The sequence below is a fragment of the Marivita sp. genome, assembly GCF_020055675.1.
In the GTDB taxonomy this organism is placed as follows: domain Bacteria; phylum Pseudomonadota; class Alphaproteobacteria; order Rhodobacterales; family Rhodobacteraceae; genus Marivita.
This window is the reverse complement of record NZ_JAIPUS010000001.1, coordinates 357,947-374,919: the sequence shown is the minus strand read 5'-3', so window position 1 is coordinate 374,919 and position 16,973 is coordinate 357,947. Positions and strand designations below refer to the sequence as shown.

15 protein-coding genes, 2 pseudogenes and 1 other annotated feature are annotated in these 16,973 nt (G+C 62.3%); of the genes and pseudogenes, 4 read left to right on the top strand and 13 right to left on the bottom strand.

The features are described from left to right. Positions 1–146: transposase (locus tag LCF59_RS01840; protein WP_292285022.1), on the bottom strand; the 146-nt coding region annotated here is incomplete at its 3' end. 269 nt (positions 147–415) lie between these two features. Between LCF59_RS01840 and LCF59_RS01835 the strand changes: the two are divergent. Further along, positions 416–1,452 (top strand): annotated as a pseudogene (locus LCF59_RS01835) (IS110 family transposase). A gap of 330 nt (positions 1,453–1,782) precedes the next feature. On the opposite strand, the pseudogene LCF59_RS01830 reads toward LCF59_RS01835, so the two are convergent. The 8 genes and pseudogenes from LCF59_RS01830 to LCF59_RS01795 form a co-directional block, all read right to left on the bottom strand. Further along, positions 1,783–2,772: pseudogene (locus LCF59_RS01830) on the bottom strand (IS3 family transposase); the annotation flags it as partial. Beyond that, positions 2,331–2,447: a sequence feature (AL1L pseudoknot), on the bottom strand. (Overlaps the previous pseudogene by 117 nt.) Positions 2,773–2,783: 11 nt before the next feature. Further along, the gene (locus LCF59_RS01825; protein ID WP_292284988.1) at positions 2,784–3,107 is read right to left on the bottom strand and encodes a hypothetical protein; all 324 of its coding nucleotides are present in this window, start codon (positions 3,105–3,107) and stop codon (positions 2,784–2,786) included. Positions 3,108–3,272: 165 nt separating this feature from the next. Then, positions 3,273–4,025 (bottom strand): ABC transporter ATP-binding protein, encoded by a 753-nt coding sequence (locus tag LCF59_RS01820; RefSeq protein ID WP_292284987.1) that lies wholly within the window; start codon positions 4,023–4,025, stop codon positions 3,273–3,275. Beyond that, positions 4,022–4,885 (bottom strand): ABC transporter ATP-binding protein, encoded by an 864-nt coding sequence (locus LCF59_RS01815; RefSeq protein ID WP_292284985.1) that lies wholly within the window; start codon positions 4,883–4,885, stop codon positions 4,022–4,024. The genes LCF59_RS01820 and LCF59_RS01815 overlap by 4 nt, the downstream gene beginning before the upstream one ends. Next, positions 4,882–5,796, bottom strand: coding sequence for an ABC transporter permease (locus LCF59_RS01810; RefSeq protein WP_292284983.1), 915 nt, complete (start codon positions 5,794–5,796; stop codon positions 4,882–4,884). Before LCF59_RS01810 ends, LCF59_RS01815 begins: the two co-directional genes overlap by 4 nt. Then, positions 5,793–6,854, bottom strand: coding sequence for an ABC transporter permease (locus LCF59_RS01805; protein WP_292284981.1), 1,062 nt, complete (start codon positions 6,852–6,854; stop codon positions 5,793–5,795). Before LCF59_RS01805 ends, LCF59_RS01810 begins: the two co-directional genes overlap by 4 nt. Continuing rightward, positions 6,855–8,450 (bottom strand): ABC transporter substrate-binding protein, encoded by a 1,596-nt coding sequence (locus LCF59_RS01800; RefSeq protein WP_292284979.1) that lies wholly within the window; start codon positions 8,448–8,450, stop codon positions 6,855–6,857. A gap of 20 nt (positions 8,451–8,470) precedes the next feature. Then, on the bottom strand, positions 8,471–9,523 hold the full coding sequence (locus tag LCF59_RS01795; protein WP_292284977.1) for a dipeptidase: 1,053 nt from the start codon (positions 9,521–9,523) through the stop codon (positions 8,471–8,473). A 459-nt stretch (positions 9,524–9,982) separates the two neighbouring features. Between LCF59_RS01795 and LCF59_RS01790 the strand changes: the two genes are divergently transcribed. Together LCF59_RS01790 and LCF59_RS01785 are read left to right on the top strand one after the other, a co-directional pair. Then, entirely contained in the window at positions 9,983–10,138 is a 156-nt protein-coding gene (locus LCF59_RS01790; protein ID WP_292284975.1) for a hypothetical protein, read from the top strand. Beyond that, positions 10,138–11,142 carry an aldo/keto reductase gene (locus tag LCF59_RS01785; protein WP_292284973.1) on the top strand — a complete coding sequence of 335 codons (1,005 nt, stop codon included), beginning with the start codon at positions 10,138–10,140 and terminating at the stop codon, positions 11,140–11,142. The genes LCF59_RS01790 and LCF59_RS01785 overlap by 1 nt, the downstream gene beginning before the upstream one ends. Before the next feature lie 389 nt (positions 11,143–11,531). Here the strand turns inward: LCF59_RS01785 and LCF59_RS01780 are convergent, their stop codons facing one another. Then, positions 11,532–12,719: a VWA domain-containing protein gene (locus tag LCF59_RS01780; protein ID WP_292284972.1), complete on the bottom strand. Its 1,188-nt coding sequence runs from the start codon at positions 12,717–12,719 to the stop codon at positions 11,532–11,534. Between the two features lie 76 nt (positions 12,720–12,795). Further along, positions 12,796–13,776, bottom strand: a complete 981-nt coding sequence (locus LCF59_RS01775) for a hypothetical protein (protein WP_292284970.1) — start codon at positions 13,774–13,776, stop codon at positions 12,796–12,798. A 157-nt stretch (positions 13,777–13,933) separates the two neighbouring features. Between LCF59_RS01775 and LCF59_RS01770 the strand changes: the two genes are divergently transcribed. Then, a complete protein-coding gene (locus LCF59_RS01770) occupies positions 13,934–14,977 on the top strand; it encodes a response regulator (protein ID WP_292284968.1) in 1,044 nt (347 codons plus the stop codon). 82 nt (positions 14,978–15,059) lie between these two features. Here LCF59_RS01770 and LCF59_RS01765 read toward each other — a convergent pair whose 3' ends face one another. Together LCF59_RS01765 and LCF59_RS01760 are read right to left on the bottom strand one after the other, a co-directional pair. Next, positions 15,060–16,370 carry a sensor histidine kinase KdpD gene (locus LCF59_RS01765; RefSeq protein WP_292284967.1) on the bottom strand — a complete coding sequence of 437 codons (1,311 nt, stop codon included), beginning with the start codon at positions 16,368–16,370 and terminating at the stop codon, positions 15,060–15,062. Further along, on the bottom strand, positions 16,367–16,918 hold the full coding sequence (locus tag LCF59_RS01760) for a molybdopterin-dependent oxidoreductase (RefSeq protein ID WP_292284964.1): 552 nt from the start codon (positions 16,916–16,918) through the stop codon (positions 16,367–16,369). Before LCF59_RS01760 ends, LCF59_RS01765 begins: the two co-directional genes overlap by 4 nt. Positions 16,919–16,973: the final 55 nt, after the last annotated feature.

Here is a 16,973-nt window from a genome sequence, read left to right as displayed (position 1 = left end):
CGGTCACGGGGGATCGCCACCGGCAATTCCCCGTCCTGTCCTTTCAGCACCTTGCCCGAAGTGCCGTTGCGGCGGTTGGATTGGCTTGACGGCGCAGTCTCGCCCTCTTCATACCCAAGGTGCGCGGTCGGCTCTGCACCCAGCATCCTGAATCGCCCCGGTTTTACCGGAGACCTTTAGCTTCATTTCACGCGACCATATCGAGCACGGCACGCTGTGCATAGACGTTCTCTTCGGCTTTGGCTGGCGGGACATTTCCGATGGGGCCAAGCAGGCGGCGGTTGTTGAACATGGGGTAATCGCGGTGCTACTGGCCCCCGCCATCCTGCTTTGATTGCGAGGTGGTTGCTCCCCGATAATATGGAAAACGGGCTCACGATCTGCACCGGGCCCAAGCATCATATGGAGAGCAACCATGGAACAGTATATCGGTTTGGACGTTTCACTGAACTGAAAAATACCGCAATCTCGATCCGGCAGGACGGCACACGAATTTGGCGATGGAAGTGCGCGTCAGATCCGGCGCTATTGGCAGACATCATCCGTAGGCATGCGCCACAGGTAAAACGCGTGGTTTTCGAGACTGGTCCGCTTTCGACATGGTTCTATCATGCTCTATCGGACGAGGGAGTACCGGCGATCTGCATCGAAGCCCGCCACGCGCAGAAAATATTGAACGAGACGCTGAACAAGACCGACGCCAATGACGCCGATGGCTTGGCGCAATGAGCTGAAGCAGGCTTTTACAAGGTCGTTCGCGTGAAAAGTTTCGATGCAATGTTGACCCGCACGCTGATCGGCGTTTGTAAGCAGGTTGCCGCGATGTCGATCCAACTCAGCAACCAGAGTCGTGGGGTCATGAAAACATTCGGCCTTATCGTGCCCAAGGGCAAGGGGCGGGTGTTTGAGGATCACGTCCGGGAACTGCTCGCTGGCAATGATGGTCTGGCAAGGATCATATTGCCGCTGCTCGATGCTTGGCGCGACATTCGCAAGCACACGGCCAACCTCGACCGCCAGTTGCTGGACGCGGCACGGAATAGCAGGGCGACGCAGTTATTGATGACGATCCCCGGCATCGGGGCCATCACGTCGCTTTCTTTCTCAGCTGCAATTGAGGATCCGTGCAATTTCAAGCGTTCGCGTTCGGTCGGTGCCTGGCTTGGGTTGACTACGCGGCGCTATCAATCCGGAGAAATAGATTTTGACGGGCACATCTCCCGGCGGGGAGACAGCCACCTGCGTAGCCTTCTTTATGAGGCAGCGGTGGTGATGCTCACGCGACCCAGCTCGCGGCATGAAAGCAGCCTTAAGGATTGGGGGCTCAAGCTTAGAGAGCGCCTTGGCATCAAGCGCGCGGCAGTCGCTGTGGCGCGCAAGCTGGTCGTCATCATGCACAGTATGCTGAAAACAGGAGAGCCATTCAACAAGTTGGCCGGCGCTCCCGCGTAACCAAGAATTCGCAAGTCAACCATTCCAGCGCGTCCATAGCAAACGCGCAGGACGTCCTTGCCGCGGACGTGGGTCTGGCCATTCCGTTAAGATTGGATGCAGTTCCTTCGGATGCTGCGTGTTGAACATAGGAAGGCCATCCTGCGAAGACCATCCTGCGGCGGCTTTTGCCAACCGCGGAAACAACCCCGCTCCCGGTATGCGGTCTCTCTTGTGCGGTACCCGGTCGCTACGGAAATGCTACGGCGTCTGCCAGGACGATACCACGACGCCTCTGGTTCCACAGTCTGTTGTGCAAAAGGCTTGACTCCGGACGTGCGATTAAACACCCAATCCGCTTTTCCGAACTGGCCGTCGATCGTGCAGGGCCTGTTCCAAAGCATCGAGAACAAAGTCTGTTTTGGCCGACCGTGAGACCCGCCAGCCGACAATGCAATCTGCAAACGTGTCGATGACGAAGGCAACATAGACAAAGCCTTGCCACGTGGACACGTAGGTGAAGTCGCTGACCCACAACAGGTTCGGTGCGGGCGCACGGAACACCCGGTTGACCTTGTCACGCGGACAAGGGGCTGACGTGTCAGGGACGGTTGTTTTGACCACCTTGTCGCGCACTGCCCCACGGATGCCGATCTGTTTCATCAGCCGCTCTACCGTGCAACGCGCCAGATCAAAGCCCTCGCGCTTCAGCTGATGCCATGCCTTGCGGACCCCGTAGACCTGGTAATTCTCATCCCAGACACGCTTGATTTCTGGCCGTAGCACTGCGTCCCGCTGATGGCGTTCCGAAGCTTTGGACGGATCAGCGAGGCACGTCAGGCGGTGGTAATATGTCCCCTCTCGGCAGATTGCTGCGCAATCACCTGCCGGGCAATGGACGGCGCGATCGGCAGAACCCTGCAGATCGACTCGACGCCGTAAACAATGCGCTGGTCTTCAATGAAGGCAATCATCGCTTCAGTGGGCGGTCGAGTTCCGCCTGCGCAAAATAAGCTGACGCCTTGCGGAGGATTTCGTTCGCCTGGCGCAGTTCTCGAACCTCACGTTCCAGGGCGTTCGCCATTGGGCTTGAACCAATGGCGCCTTCAATGGCTCACTCCGGTCCCGTTCCTCAGTGGTCACGCCATCGCGCATCCCGCTGTCTTTTTCGGCCTGCTTGACCCATTCGCGCAGGGTCTGGGGAATGCAGCCAATCTTGGGTGCAATGGCCGCAATCGCGCCCGCCCGCGTTTCATATGAGCCCTGATGCTCGAACACCATCCGGACCGCACGTGCGCGGACCTCGGGCGCATACCGATTTGCCATTTTGCTTTTTGTCATAACCATCATCCTTACTTAAGTTGATGGTCTCCGACAAACTCGGAGCGTTTCAATCTGGTCGCAGCCGTCCCGCGTGTATCAGACAAGGTCATCTCTCGACCATCGATCCACGGGGGTATCTGCGCCTCTCGCCGCCACTTGGTGATCTGGTTGGATGCCCAACGGGCGGTCAAAGGCCTGCCGAGCTCTGACACCAGCAGTATCTCTTGCTCCTTGGGCGTCTCTGCGATCAGATGCTCAAGCGCTGATGTGGCTGGGATATACGCGATCTGGCCGCGCTTGCTGGTGCGGAAACGAAGGCGCTTGCCGTGCGGTGTGTCCTCGAACTGGTCCATTTTGACTTGGACCAAGTCAGTTCATGGATGGTGTTAGTGTGCACCCCGTGTCTATATCGGGCTCTGCGGTCGGTTCGAGCACGCGGATTCTACTGATCGCGATTCGGTAAACGACGGTGTAAACGTTGCGGCAGGTGTGGCCTCAACTTCGGCAGGACAGTTTTTTCACCGAACCGAGTTGATCGAGCTTTCCAGAAGATGCTGAGTGTAGGGCGATTCTGCCTTGGACCGGCGCATGTCCTCGACGGTCAGCACCTCTTCGAACCGGCCTTCCCGCATCACGCCGATGCGTTCGCACAGATGACCGACGACGCCCAGATCATGCGAGACCATGATGTAGGTCAGCTTGTGTTCACGGCGCAGATCGACCAGCAGGTTGAGGATCTCCGCCTGCACCGACACGTCCAGCGCCGAGGTAGGTTCATCGAGCAGCAGGATCGACGGATTGCAGGCCAGCGACCGCGCAATGGCGACGCGCTGGCGCTGACCGCCCGAAAGCTGGTGCGGATACCGAAACCGGAAGCCGGCGCCAAGGCCCACGTCATCCAGCAATTTACCGATGCGGGTGTTGATGTTCTGAACGCCGTGCAGGCCCATCGCCTCGGAAAGTACCCGATCCACCGTCTGGCGCGGGTGCAGCGACGCGTAGGGGTCCTGGAAGACCATCTGCACCTTGCTGTAGAAGGATTTGCTGCGCTTGGGTCCAAGGGTTTCGCCCGCGACCGTCATGTCGCCCGACCACGTGGGTACCAGGCCGGCGATGGCGCGCAGGATCGTCGACTTGCCCGACCCGCTTTCGCCCACGAGGCCAAAGCTTTCGCCATCGGCGACGTCGAAAGTCACATCACGCACCGCATAGGAGCGATCCGCACCGACGCCGAACCAGACATTCAGGTCCTTGACCATGACCGCACTCATTGGCGGGCACTCACGGAGGGAGCGTCGCGCCAGGCCGGATCGCGTTTCAGCACCTCGAGGTGATCGCGCGGGCGTTCCAGGTCGGGCACCGAATTGAGCAGGCCAAGCGTGTAGGGGTGTTGCGCGTTGCGCAGCTCGCTGGCCTTGCAGGTCTCGACGATGCGGCCGGCATACATGATGACGATGCGGTCGCAGAACTTGGCCACCAGGTTCAAATCGTGACTGATGAACATCAGCCCCATGCCCCGGTCGCGCACCAGCTTGTCGATGATGTCGAGCACCTGAAGCTGCACCGACACATCCAGCGCCGAGGTGGGTTCATCGGCGATAAGAATCTCGGGGTTGGGCAGCAGCATCATGGCAATCATGATCCGCTGGCCCATGCCGCCCGACACCTCGTGCGGATACAGGTCGATGACCCGCTGGGGATCGCGGATCGCCACTTCGTCAAGCACCTCCAGGGCGCGCTTGTGCGCCTGGCTGCGCGACACGTTTTCATGCGCGCGCAGCGCCTCGACCAGTTGCTGACCCACCGTCATCACCGGGTTGAGCGAGAATTTCGGGTCCTGCATGATCATCGACACCCGCCCGCCGCGCAGCTTGCGCATGCCCTTTTCCGGCAGCGACAGGATGTCTTCGCCATGCACGTTCAGCCTGTCGGCCTCGATGAACCCCGGGGGCCGGATCAGACGCAGCACGGCGCGGCCGGTCATCGACTTTCCGGATCCGCTTTCGCCAACGATGCCAAGCCGTTCCTTGCCCAGGGTAAAGGAGATCCCCCGCACAGCGTCGAAGACACCTGTGCGGGTGCGGAACTTCACCCAGAGGTTTTCCACGTCGAGAAGCGGCGCGTCGGTCATGAATTGTCCTCTTTCGGGTCAAGCACGTCGCGCATCCCGTCGCCCAGCAGGTTGAAAGCCAGGCTGATGGCAAAGATCGCGATGCCGGGGATCGTGGCGACCCACCAGTAATCCAGGATGTATTGACGCCCCTCCGAGATCATCGCGCCCCATTCCGGGCTGGGCGGTTGTGCACCGAGGCCCAGAAACCCCAGTCCCGCCGCCGTCAGGATGATGCCCGCCATGTCGAGCGTCACGCGGATCACCAGCGACGAGATGCAGAGCGGCCAGATATGCTTGGTAACAATGCGGAATGGTCCCGCACCCTGAAGCTTGATCGCGTGGATATAGTCGGAATTGCGGATGGTCAGCGTTTCGGCCCGCGCGATCCGCGCATAGGGCGGCCACGCGGTGAGCGAGATCGCAAGCACCGCGTTTTCAATCCCCGCGCCAAGGGCCGCCACGAAGGCCAGCGCCAGGATGAGGCGTGGAAAGGCCAGGAAGATGTCGGTGACCCGCATCAGCACAACGTCGATCCAGCCGCCCGCGTAGCCGGACACCGTGCCCACGATCAGGCCGACGAGGGGTGCCACCATGATTACGAGCAGGACGATGTAGATCGAGATCCGCGCGCCATAAAGCAGCCGGGAATAGATGTCCCGCCCCAGGCTGTCGGTGCCGAAGAGGTGCCCATCTTCGCCAGGCGGCAGCAGCCGTTGTCCCAGATCCTGTGCAAAAGGATCATGCGTTGCCAGAAACGGTGCAAAGATTGCGCACAGGATCAGGAACGCCAGCACGAACAGGCCCATCATGGCCAGCGTATTGGATCGCAGCGTCAGCCACCCCTTGTACCAGGATGCGTATTTCGCCTGTCGCCGGGAGGTCGGTTCTTCGCTGAGAAGCCAGTCGCGCAAACCTTGCGAAGTGCTCATTTGGACCTCGGATCTAAGAAGCGGTAGAGCAGGTCGGAGAAGATGTTGATCCCCACGAAGATCGTGCCGATCACGATCGTGCCGCCCAGCACGGAATTCATGTCATTCGCCAGCAGCGACGTGGTGATGTATTGCCCCAGACCGGGCCAGGCAAAGATGATCTCGGTCAGGACGGACCCTTCCAGAAGGTTGGCATAGGCCAGCGCGATGACCGTCACCAGCTGGATGCGGATGTTGCGGAAGGCATGACCCCAGACCACCTGCCACTCGCTGAGCCCCTTGACCCGCGCGGTGGTGACGTATTCCGACCCAAGCTGTTCGAGCATGAAGGACCGCGTCATGCGGCTGATATAGGCAAGGCTGTAATAGCCCAGCAGGGACGCGGGCAGGATGATGTGCGAGAACGCGTTGCGGAACACGGCCCATTCACCGCGCAGCGCGCTGTCGACCAGGATCAGGCCGGTGATGGGTTCGACAATGCCTTGATAGAAGATGCCCAAGCGCCCCGGACCGGCCACCCAGCCAAGGATGCCGTAGAAGATCAGCAACCCCACAAGGCCCAGCCAGAAGATCGGCATGGAATAGCCGATCAGGCCGACGAACCGCGCGAGCTGGTCGATCCAGCTGCCTTGGCGGACGGCGGCGATCACACCCAGAGGAACGCCCAGAACGACGCCGAACAAGGTGCCAAGCGTTGCCAGTTCCAGCGTTGCCGGGAACACGCGGGCGATGTCGGTCGTGACCTCCTGCCCGGTTCGGATGGACGTGCCGAAATCGCCCTTGAGCACGTCGGTGACATAGATCCAGAACTGCACCAGCAAGGGCTGATCCAGCCCGAGATCCCGGAAGGTCTGCTCGTATTGGGCCTGTGTCGCGCGTTCGCCGATCACGGCCAGAACCGGGTCGATCGGCATCACGCGGCCGATCATGAAGGTGACAAAAAGCAGGCCCAGGATCGTGAAGGCCACGGTCGCGGAGGTGGCCAGGGATTTCCTGACCCAGATAGGGACGGGCGGCCGCAGCCGCCCGCCTGTCTGATTGACGTTCTGATCCGCCATTTACTTGGTGATCACCCAATAGGACACGGCCGTGGTTGCGCCACCCGCGACGAAGTTCTCGACACTCGACTGCATGCCGTTCTGTTCGATCTGCTGGAACATCACGCCGAACGGGCTGATCTGCTGATGCTCGCGTTGCAAGTCACGATACATTTCAGCGCGCGTTTCGGTGTCGTTCTCGACCACTGCGGCCAGGGTTTTTTCGCTCATCTCGGGGATGGCCCAAGCGTTACGCCATGCCAGCAGGCCAGTGGCCCCCGCTTCATCCGAATTGTCGGGGTTGAAGGCGAAAGTGCCCGCGTTGGTGTTGGGATCGGGATAATCCGGCCCCCAGGCGCCGAGATAGATATCGTGTTCGCGGGCGCGGTAGCGGTCCAGCGTCTGTGCGCCGGTGCCGACGATCAGTTCGATATCGCAGCCAAGCTGGCCCCATGTGTTCTGAAGCGACTGGGCGATGTCCATGCGTTCCTGCGCATCGCGGACCGAGATCTTGATCGGGCCACAATCGGGATAAGCCGAGTCCGCCAGTGCCGCCTGTGCAGCCTCCATGTCATAGGAGAACGGCGTTTCCTCAAGCGCACCCAGGAAGGTGCGCGGCAGGAATGCCTGATGCACGGTGTACTGCCCCTTGAGGAAGGAATCCGACATGCCTTGGTAATCAGCCGCCAGCTTCAGCGCCTCCAGAACCTTGGGATCGGACAGCATCTCGTTCTTCTGGTTGGCCGCGAAATACATCAGGCGGCCACGCAGTTCGTCGACGATCTTGACGCTGTCGACATCCGACAGGCCCGCCACGTCTTCGGTCGACAGGTTGCGCGCAACGTCGACATCGCCGCGTTCGAGCTGAAGACGCTGGGTCGCGCTTTCCTGAATGTGCTGGACGATCACCCGCTCCATGGCGGGGGTTTCACCGCTGTAATTGGGATTGAGATCCATCAGCACGCTTTCGCTCGGCCGCCATTCGACAACCTTGTAGGGGCCCGAGCCGGCCGTGTTGGTGCGCAGCCAGGCGTTGCCCATGTCGCCATCGGCTTCATTCGCCATCGCGGTTTCCATGTCGACGATGCCGCCGATGGTGGCCGTAAGGCAGTTCAGCACGAAAGAAAGCGCGTAGGGCTTGTCCAGTGTCAGCACCAGCGTGCTGTCATCCGGGGCCACGATGGTCTGTTCGACGTTTTCCGGGGTGAAGCCGAACTGCGTCAGGATGAAGGACGGCGTCTTGTTCAGTGTCACCGCGCGACGCAGAGAGAATTCGGCGTCCTTGGCCGTCACCGGGTTGCCTGAGGCAAAAGTGTGCCCCTCGGCCATCGTGAAGGTGATGGTCATGCCATCGTCGGAGATTTCCCAGCTTTCGGCCAGTTGCGGCTGAAAACCGGCATCAAGGTCGAGCGGATCGAAGTTGACCAGCTTCTGGTAGACATTCCGGCTGACATCGGCGCCGGCGAATTCAAAGCTTTCGGCCGGATCGAAGGTCTTGATGTCGTCGATCCGGTTCGCGATGACCAGCATGTTCGGCGGTGTCTGGGCAACGCTCGGCGCGGCCACGCCTACGGCCAGAAGCGACGCAACCGCAGCTGCAACAAAGGGTGATTTCATGGTGTAAGTCCCCGTTCCAATTATTGTTCGCCCCACGTTTTCCGCAGGACCCTTAGCCAATTCCCATGTGTGATCTTAGTCATAAGACCATCGTCCACGCCATGAGACCGCAATGCAGTGAGCAGGTTGGGCAGGCCCGCACAATCCCCGATCCGATCAGGAACAAGCGCACCGTCGAAATCGGACCCAAGGCCGACACGATCCTCGCCAAGGCTGCTGATAAGATCGTCAAAGTGTCGGAGCATGATGTCAAGCTCAAACTCGGACTCCATCCGCCCGTCGGGCCGCAAAAAGGCGCTGGCAAAGTTGATGCCCACCATTCCATCGCTGTCGCGGATCATCGCCAGTTGGCGGTCGGTCACGTTGCGCGAATGCGGGCACACCGCCCAGGCGTTGGAATGCGTTGCCACCAGTGGCGCATCGGTGATCCGGGCCACGTCCTCGACGCCCTTGGCATTGAGGTGCGACAGGTCCACGAGGATTTTCAGTCGATTGCATTCGCGGACCAGCGCCTTGCCGTCTTCCGTCAGGCCCGGCCCCGTGTCGGGATCGGACGGGTAGCGGAACGGCACGCCGTGGCCCCAGACGGTGTCGCGGCTCCAGACCGGCCCAAGCGACCGCAGCCCGCGGGCATGCCACGCGTTGAGCTTTTCGAAGTCGCGGTCGATCGCCTCGGCACCCTCGATATGCAGGACGGCGGCCATTTCCTCGGCCGCCAGCGCCGCTTCGATCTCTTGCGCGGTGCGGCAGATGCGGATGGCGCCAGCAGCCTCCAGGGCGTCCATCGCGTCAAGGCCGCGTTCGGTCCAGTCCGTCGCCTCGGCCTCGGTCACGCGGGTCGGCAAGGCAATGTCGTAAGGCGGGTTGCGCATTTCGTCATGGCGCACGGCCTTGTCATCAGGGCTGGGCACGAAAATCGCGAACATGCCGCCACCCAAGCCGCCTTTCTGCGCACGCGGCTTGTCGATATGCCCATCTGACAGCCCCGACGCAACGGCGTCAGCGGTCACGTGCCCGCGCAGAATGCGTAAAACCAGGTCATTGTGGCCGTCAAAGACGGGAAAGTCGGTCATGGTATCTCCAGTTTCTCTTGGTCACAGAAACACAGGGCAACACAGGCGGCAAAACAATTGACCAGCCCCCGCGTCTGGGCGCCGATCAGCACGTTGCCCTACCACAGGCGGGTCTCATCCGGGGCGTCGGGCGGGTCCCGCGCAGACATACGACCAAGTCGAACCAGACCGCAATGGCAATTCCGGCCAACCGTCATGTCAAGCGAGACGCGCGTCGCTACCGGCCAAAACCTGAAGCTGGCAACCATGGCCTTTACATGCCAAAGCATTGCATCCGGCAACATCGCTTTCACCGGCCGGGCGGTATTCATCCGGGCCTTTGATTCGCGGTTCCCTCGCGGCTGCTTTGAAAACCACGCTGCAAGCAGAGACCTGCACAGGCATTTATGTTGAAGACCCTGTCGCAGATGCGCATAGAGGGGCTGATCGAGAAACCCCACGGAACGACACGGAGGCTGCATGCCCGACGACCACGCCCTCACACCGCAAGACGCGCCTGTTCGCGCGCGCGCAAAGGACAAGGCCACGCCCCTTTCTGCGAAGACCCCGGCTTGCCCGCAGCTTGACCTTGTCCTGTCGGCCAACCCGCGTTTGCGAAGCGGCGAGGTTCAGTGATGCAGATGCGCAAGCTGGGGCCCGATGGGCCGGAAGTTTCGGCCATCGGCGTGGGTGCGATGTCCTTTACCGCCTTCTACGGTGACGTGGCCGAAACCGACTGCCACGCCACGCTGGATGCTGCCATCGAGTGCGGGATCACCCATCTGGACACGTCAAATGTCTATGGCATGGGGCGCTCGGAAGAGATCATCGGCGCGCATCTTGACCGCTATCGCGCCAAGGGCGCCCTGCCCTTCCGGATCGCCACCAAGGCCGGGATCGTGCGAGGCCGTGACTCCGGCCCCCGCAAGTTCGACAACAGCGCGCCACACCTCGAGCAGGAACTCGACAAGAGCCTCAAGCGCCTTGGCCTCGAACAGGTGGAACTGTTCTACGTGCATCGGCGCGACCCCGATATCGAGATCGAGGACGTGACGGAAAGCCTCGCGCGGCTGGTGCAAAAGGGCAAAATCGCCCGTTTCGGGTTTTCCGAGATCGCGCCCACATCGCTGCGCCGGGCGGCAGCGGTGCACCCGGTGGCCGCTGTGCAGTCGGAATATTCGCTGCAAACCCGCCTGCCCGACCTGGGCCTTGTGCAGACCTGCGCCGAATTGGGCACCGCGCTGGTGGCGTTTTCGCCCGTCGGGCGCGGGCTTCTGACCGACCGCCCGCCGACGCCGGAAAGCATCGCGCGTTCGGCCTTTCTGTCGGACAATCCGCGGTTCACCGGCAAGAATCTGATGCGCAACCGGCGCGCAAGCGACGCGCTGCGCGAAATTGCGACCGACATGGGCCAGCCAACTGCCGCGCTTGCCATCGCCTGGCTGCTGCAGCAGGGTGATCGCGTGATCCCGATCCCCGGCACGCACAGCCCGCAGCACCTGCGCGACCTCGCGGCGGGAACCGCGCTTGATCTGACACCCGACATCCTTGCGGAAATCGACCGCCGCCTGCCCGTCGGATGGGCGCATGGAGATCGCTATTCAGTGGCTCAGAACAACGGACCGGAGAAATATTGCTGAAAATACGAAAAGGGTCGACGGCAAGACCGAGGAACTGACGGCGGTGGTGTCTGCGGCCTGAGCGATATGCCGTGCCCCGCCACTGTCGGTGCCAAGGGGTCTCTGTCCGCGCGCGCGCGCGCCACATCCCCATCCGCTCGTTGTCTGTTTCGATCATAAGCCGTGTCTCTGTCCGCACGCGCGCGCGCCACATCCCACCATTGATGACATGAAACGCGCGACGGAGACGCGTCTCTGTCCGCACGCGCGCGCCACATCCCAGGTCTACGGCGTCATGTCTCCCAACCCGTGCATGTCTCCCAACCCGTGCTGGATCGGCCGAGGCCAGAGCGCCGGCGGGGACTATCCCCTGATCGGCGAGAGCGCGCAAGCGCCGCGTCGGGAAAACGTCATTCGGAGACCACGAGAGGCTGTTCGACCAGCAGGCGCTGATCATCCCCGGCGTGATAGCGCAGCAGGTAGCGGCCCGGCGTCTCGGGGGCGGTGCGGGTGAGCGTGCCTTCGTCGCCATCGACCGAATTCTTCATGCGGGCATAGCGCGACACGATATCGTCGGGGGCGCGGCCCTCTTCGACGATCACGACATAGCCGGAGACACCCCCGGCGATCGACACCTCGAACTTTGCCTCGGCATCTACCGCAGTCGGCACCTCCATGCGGGTATTTGCGGCAAGGACGGTCAGCGGATGGCGCGCCGCGATGGTGTTGTCGCGAACCAGATGGTAACGCAGTTCGTACTCTCCGGAGTCGGAGGGAGCCGTATATTCATAGGTGCCATCGCCGCCCACGCGGTTGCCCATGCGCTGATAGCGGCTGGCCTCTTCCGGGCTGCCGTCGCGGGCGATCAGCAGGTAATCCTTGTCGCTGTCCCCGCCTTCGACCGTGACTTCAAAGGTCGCCCCGGCGGTGACTTCGAAAGGCGCGGCAAGGTCCACCTCGACCGCGGGCGCGGCCAAGGCCACGTCGGTCAACGCGGCGGCCAACTCGGCGCCGGACTGCGTGGTGAAAAGCTGCCCACCGGTCTGATCGGGGATACAGGACAGTGTCTCGACCGCCTCGGCCTCCATCGCGAAGCCGACGACGTGGGCGCGCAGATCGATCCCCTCGGCGGCGAACTCCGCCGCCAGCGCGCAGGGGTCGCCACCACAGTTTTCCAGCCCGTCGGTGATCAGGATGATATCCGCAGCCTCCGCGGTGCGCGGGACCAGGTCGCGGGCCTGTGCCATCGCGTCGGTCAGGGGCGTCTTGCCCTTGGGGTCCAGGGTGCGGATGGTCGCCGCGAGGTCGCCCGCCGCATGCGGCGCGACGGGCAGCACCGTCTCGATATCGCCGCAATCGCCGCGCCGCGTGTGGCCATAGCTCACCACGCCGATGACGCCCTGCGCATCGCGGTCGGCTGCGAAATCATCCATCACGTCGCGGGCGATCTCGATGCGGGATTTGCCATTCTCAAACTGCGCCCACATTGACCCCGAGGCGTCGAACACGATCACGCTTGCCGTTTCGGCGTGCGATTTGGTCACGACCAGGGCCGACAGGACCGCGGTTGTCAGCATTATGTATCGGGGATTTGCCATTGTTTTATCCTCGTCCTGTTGACGGGCTTGCATTTTTGAAACTCGGGGCCTGCCGGTTGATCCACAGTCGGTCGGATCATGTTGCCCGGGCGGCCGCCGGTTGCGGGTCCGGGTCCGTCACCGACACGGCCTTTTCCTTGAGCTTGCGGAACTTCGCCGACAGGCTGTCGAGCCGCTGTTCCCATGCCGGGTCAGGGGTCTGGCCCTCGATGGTGCGGAAATAGACCTGCATCATGCAGGCGATCGCGAAAGGCTCCAGCAGTGCGACCTTCACGCTCCAGGCCAGGAGAAGCGCAAAGACCATGCCGCCTGCGGACCATGCGCCGGGGATCAGGTAGACGGCCAGCCCCGCCGGCGCCAGCATGATCAGGAACACCACGAACGACAGCCCATAGACAATGAGCGCAAGCCAAGCGGCATTCTTCAGCATGACCTTGTAATTCTGCCCGTACAGTACCAGTCCCTCGCGGGCCGACTGCCAGGCGTTGTCGGATCCGGTGCGTATGGCATAGGCCAGGATCACCTCGTCGATGAAGCCGACGGCGATCTTCAGAAAGGCCTGCACGACGGACACGATCTGACGCGCGCCGGGAACGGGAATGATGCTCATCATGCCGCGCAACAGACCCGTGATCGCCTTCAGAACGCCCTTGATCAACTGGTCGACCGCAAAGAGCGTGCTGGTCTGGCCAAAGCGTGCCGTCACTTCCGCGCGGGCATGGGAAATCTGCGACCGGCCCTGAGACAGCGTCTTGCCGTCGATCAGGTCGACCAGCACAGCCACATGGCCCGCTTTCACCACATAAAGCAGGTATTCGCGCAGAAGATACATGACCGCCGCAGTGATGCCGAAGCCCGCGACCCCACCCCAGAGCGTGGCCGCCGCCCGAAAGTCTTCGTCGCCAAAGCCGCCAACACCCCAGCCAACCCCCGCGCCGACACCGGTCATCAGCATGTAGGCAACAGCCGCGCCGAAATAGACCGCCATGCGGAACACGATGAACGGCGCGGTTCGCGCCATCATGGCCATCGCCTGCCTAGCCGAGAAATCCCACATGCGCGCATCTTTCCATGAAATGACTGAGGTGGTTGACAGATAACCTGCCACGCGCTGTGCTGTCCCCGTTCGGATGAACGGGGGACCCTGCCCATCGGGTGTGGTAAGATCGCGGCATAGAGGCGAATAGAGCGCCCGACATGCAGGACGTTAAAGAATGACACTCTCGGCAAGCCAGACCGCAGGGCAAAGCCTGATCCTTTGCGTCGAGGATGAACCGAACCTGCGCGCCGATATTGTCGAGGAACTCTGCGCGGCCGGACACGACGCCATCGCGGCCTCGAATGGGCATGAAGCGCTCGCCTGTGTTCGATCCACGCGGCCGGACATGGTTCTGTGCGATATCACCATGCCGGGGATGGACGGTCTCGAGCTGCTTGCCCACATGCGCGCGCCGGACAAAGACCTGGCGGACATTCCCGTCGTTTTCCTGACAGCTCGGGACACCCGCGAGGACCTTCTCGAGGGCAAGCGATCCGGCGCGGAGGATTATCTCTTCAAGCCTGTTGATTTCGAACTCATGCTTGCCAGCGTGGACGCGCGTCTTGCCCATGCGCGCCGCCGCGCCGCCCGCGATGCACATGAAGACAACGCGCGTGGCCTTGACGGACTGCATGGGGATCAGATCAAGCTGGCATTGCTTGACCGGCTGAGTATCGGTGTCCTGCTTGTCGACCCCGACGGGCAAATCGCCTTTTCCAACGATCAGGCCCGCGCGCTGTCGGCCCGGACCGGTGCCTTTTCCCTCGATGATCGCCTGCCCATGGCATCCACCAACCTGACGGCGCAACTGCGCAAGATCATCAGCAGCGTCGCCCATGCCGCCGCGCGCAACGATGACATCATGCGCGGCATGACGGTGCCCTGCATGACCGGCGCGGCCACGGAGCTGTCGCTGATCTGCGTGCCCGTCGAGGCCGGCACGCGGCAATCGGGCGTCGCGGTTTTCGTCTCTGACCCGTCGCATCCCGTCACTTGCCCGTCCGACGCGCTGACCTGTCTTTTCGGCCTGACACCGACAGAGGCCCAGGTGACGCAGGCGCTTGTGGGCGGACGTCAGCGGGCCGAAGTGGCGCGCGACCTGGGAATAAGCCAGACAACCGTTGCCTTCCACTTGCGCAACATCTTTGAAAAGACGGGCACCAATCGTCAGGCCGAACTTCTTGGCCGCGTCATGCGGGCCTTTGCCGCCATAGGCTAGATCTCGCAGGCCGGGGCGCGGTGCCGTCTCGTTCGGGTCGGGATTTGCGCGACACTTGCGGCAATGGTCCTCCAGCCAGACGTCACAGCGGCACATCAAGCACAAAGGTCGATCCGACGCCCGGGCTGCTCTGTGCCCGGATATCACCGCCCATGAGGCGCGCCAGTTGCCGTGACAGGTGAAGCCCCATCCCCGAGCCGGCGATTTGCGTTGTGTAGCTCGTGCGAAAAAACGGCTCGAACACCATGGGCATTTCCGCCAGCGGTATGCCGGTCCCCCTGTCCTTAACCGAGATCAGAAGCCGCCCCGCGCTGGCCTCGGCCTGCATCGCGACGGGTTCATTCGGCGGCGAATAGGCAAGAGCGTTGGCCAGCAGGTTGTCGAGGATCTGTTGCAGCAAGACTGGATCGGCGACCAGCATGGCCGGGACGCTTTCACCGATTTCGAGATGGATCGTCCGCTCGGGATGGGCGTCAAGCTGGCTGCGGCGCGCCGTGTCGAGTTCCTTGCAGACGTCGCATGTTGTCGGCTGCATGTCGATCTGGCCGGCATCCAGACGCACGGATTCGCGAGTGGCGCGCATCAGGTCGGTCAATTGTGCCACGGATCCGCGCACGCGGCGCGCGCGCTGCTGGATCTCATCGCGGGTCATCGCTGCGCCCTTGCGCAAGATGCGCTGCATCGATGAATCGATTGCAGCAAGCGGCGTCTGGAACTGATGCGCCACCAGGGCCACGAACCCCCGGTAGGCCTCGCGCATCTCGCGCTCGCGCGTCAGCGAGACCTGCGCCCGGTATTCCGCCTGCAAAGAGCTGAGCATCCGCCAAGAGATCAGCGTGCCGATCGCGACGATGGCGGTGATCGCCCCGATCACCTGCAAGATCGCGCCATGCTGACGATCCAACAGCCCGCCGATCTGTTCCAGCTGCGTGACCATCGCCGCATTGGCCGCGCGCCCGGTAGCCCTTGCATAGCTGTCGAGCAGAACCTGCAACGTCCCGTCTGTCTGCGCGCTGGCGTCCAGAAACGCCGTCTCTTGAGAGCGGATGTCATCGGCGATGCGTTCAATCTCCGCGCGTTGGCCGAGCGTTTCAAGATATCTCGCTTGCGGTCCGGCCTCGAGCAATGCCATGCGGCTGTGCAGCACGTTGTAGCGCAAGCGCAAACTGTCGTCGCCGACCTCGCCATGCCGGGCCCGGCCAAGCGCCGCGTCCAGCTGGTAAGCCGCGACTTGCGCCTGTGAAATCGTCCAGAGCATGTTGTCGGTTGCCGTACCGCGCAGGTCGGCCTCCTGATCCAGCAGACGCCACAGGGCGAAGACAAGAAGCCCGGCAAAGAGCACCACTCCGATCATGCTGAGGGGATAGGCCAGAAGCCCGCGTCGGCCCGTCATTGGATCTCGAGATGGGTCAACTGCCAGACCCAGCGATAATCATAGCGCAGGTCCTGCAGTTCGGCGTGGTCGTCGCGCGGGTAAACGATCCATAGCGGCCCCTTGTCCCATGGCTCCAGCCGCGCGCCATCCATATGCGTGGCCACGATCACGTCGAACTGCCGGAAATCCTCCCGCGGGATCTCGATCTCGTAATCGTTGAGGGCGGTGGCAACCACCGTTTCGCCCTCAGCGCCCAACAGGTCCAACAGGTCACGCATGTAAAAGCCGGTGAAGTGGCGCACCCCGTCTGTCACGACTGTCCTGGTCTCCAGCGTCGCGCGCGGAAGCGCTGCAAGCATCTCGCGATCAAGGGCTGCGCCACCATCGGTGTTATGGCGCGCGATACCGCCATCGACCCGCAGCAAGACCTCGCCCGAGGGCACAGGAAGATCACCCTCCGCCGCCGAGGCCCCTGTTGAAGCCCACACAAGCCACGCCGCCATGAACACCCGCGCCGCAACGGATTTGGTAAGGGAACATGCAGTCGCTTGCGTGGGTTGATCCATGGCGCGGGTCCTTTTCAGCGGCCGGTTGGGTTTCTTTGCATCCTTGCCTTCCAGA

Bases quoted from the DNA above. Each gene is read 5' to 3' on its own strand.
- LCF59_RS01785 (WP_292284973.1), top strand. From the start codon at position 10,138: ATGCAGATGCGCAAGCTGGGGCCCGATGGGCCGGAAGTTTCGGCCATC.
- LCF59_RS01780 (WP_292284972.1), bottom strand. From the start codon at position 12,719: ATGGCAAATCCCCGATACATAATGCTGACAACCGCGGTCCTGTCGGCC.
- LCF59_RS01820 (WP_292284987.1), bottom strand. From the start codon at position 4,025: ATGAGTGCGGTCATGGTCAAGGACCTGAATGTCTGGTTCGGCGTCGGT.
- LCF59_RS01815 (WP_292284985.1), bottom strand. From the start codon at position 4,885: ATGACCGACGCGCCGCTTCTCGACGTGGAAAACCTCTGGGTGAAGTTC.
- LCF59_RS01765 (WP_292284967.1), bottom strand. From the start codon at position 16,370: ATGACGGGCCGACGCGGGCTTCTGGCCTATCCCCTCAGCATGATCGGA.
- LCF59_RS01795 (WP_292284977.1), bottom strand. From the start codon at position 9,523: ATGACCGACTTTCCCGTCTTTGACGGCCACAATGACCTGGTTTTACGC.
- LCF59_RS01805 (WP_292284981.1), bottom strand. From the start codon at position 6,854: ATGGCGGATCAGAACGTCAATCAGACAGGCGGGCGGCTGCGGCCGCCC.
- LCF59_RS01825 (WP_292284988.1), bottom strand. From the start codon at position 3,107: ATGGACCAGTTCGAGGACACACCGCACGGCAAGCGCCTTCGTTTCCGC.
- LCF59_RS01770 (WP_292284968.1), top strand. From the start codon at position 13,934: ATGACACTCTCGGCAAGCCAGACCGCAGGGCAAAGCCTGATCCTTTGC.
- LCF59_RS01810 (WP_292284983.1), bottom strand. From the start codon at position 5,796: ATGAGCACTTCGCAAGGTTTGCGCGACTGGCTTCTCAGCGAAGAACCG.
- LCF59_RS01790 (WP_292284975.1), top strand. From the start codon at position 9,983: ATGCCCGACGACCACGCCCTCACACCGCAAGACGCGCCTGTTCGCGCG.
- LCF59_RS01800 (WP_292284979.1), bottom strand. From the start codon at position 8,450: ATGAAATCACCCTTTGTTGCAGCTGCGGTTGCGTCGCTTCTGGCCGTA.
- LCF59_RS01760 (WP_292284964.1), bottom strand. From the start codon at position 16,918: ATGGATCAACCCACGCAAGCGACTGCATGTTCCCTTACCAAATCCGTT.
- LCF59_RS01775 (WP_292284970.1), bottom strand. From the start codon at position 13,776: ATGTGGGATTTCTCGGCTAGGCAGGCGATGGCCATGATGGCGCGAACC.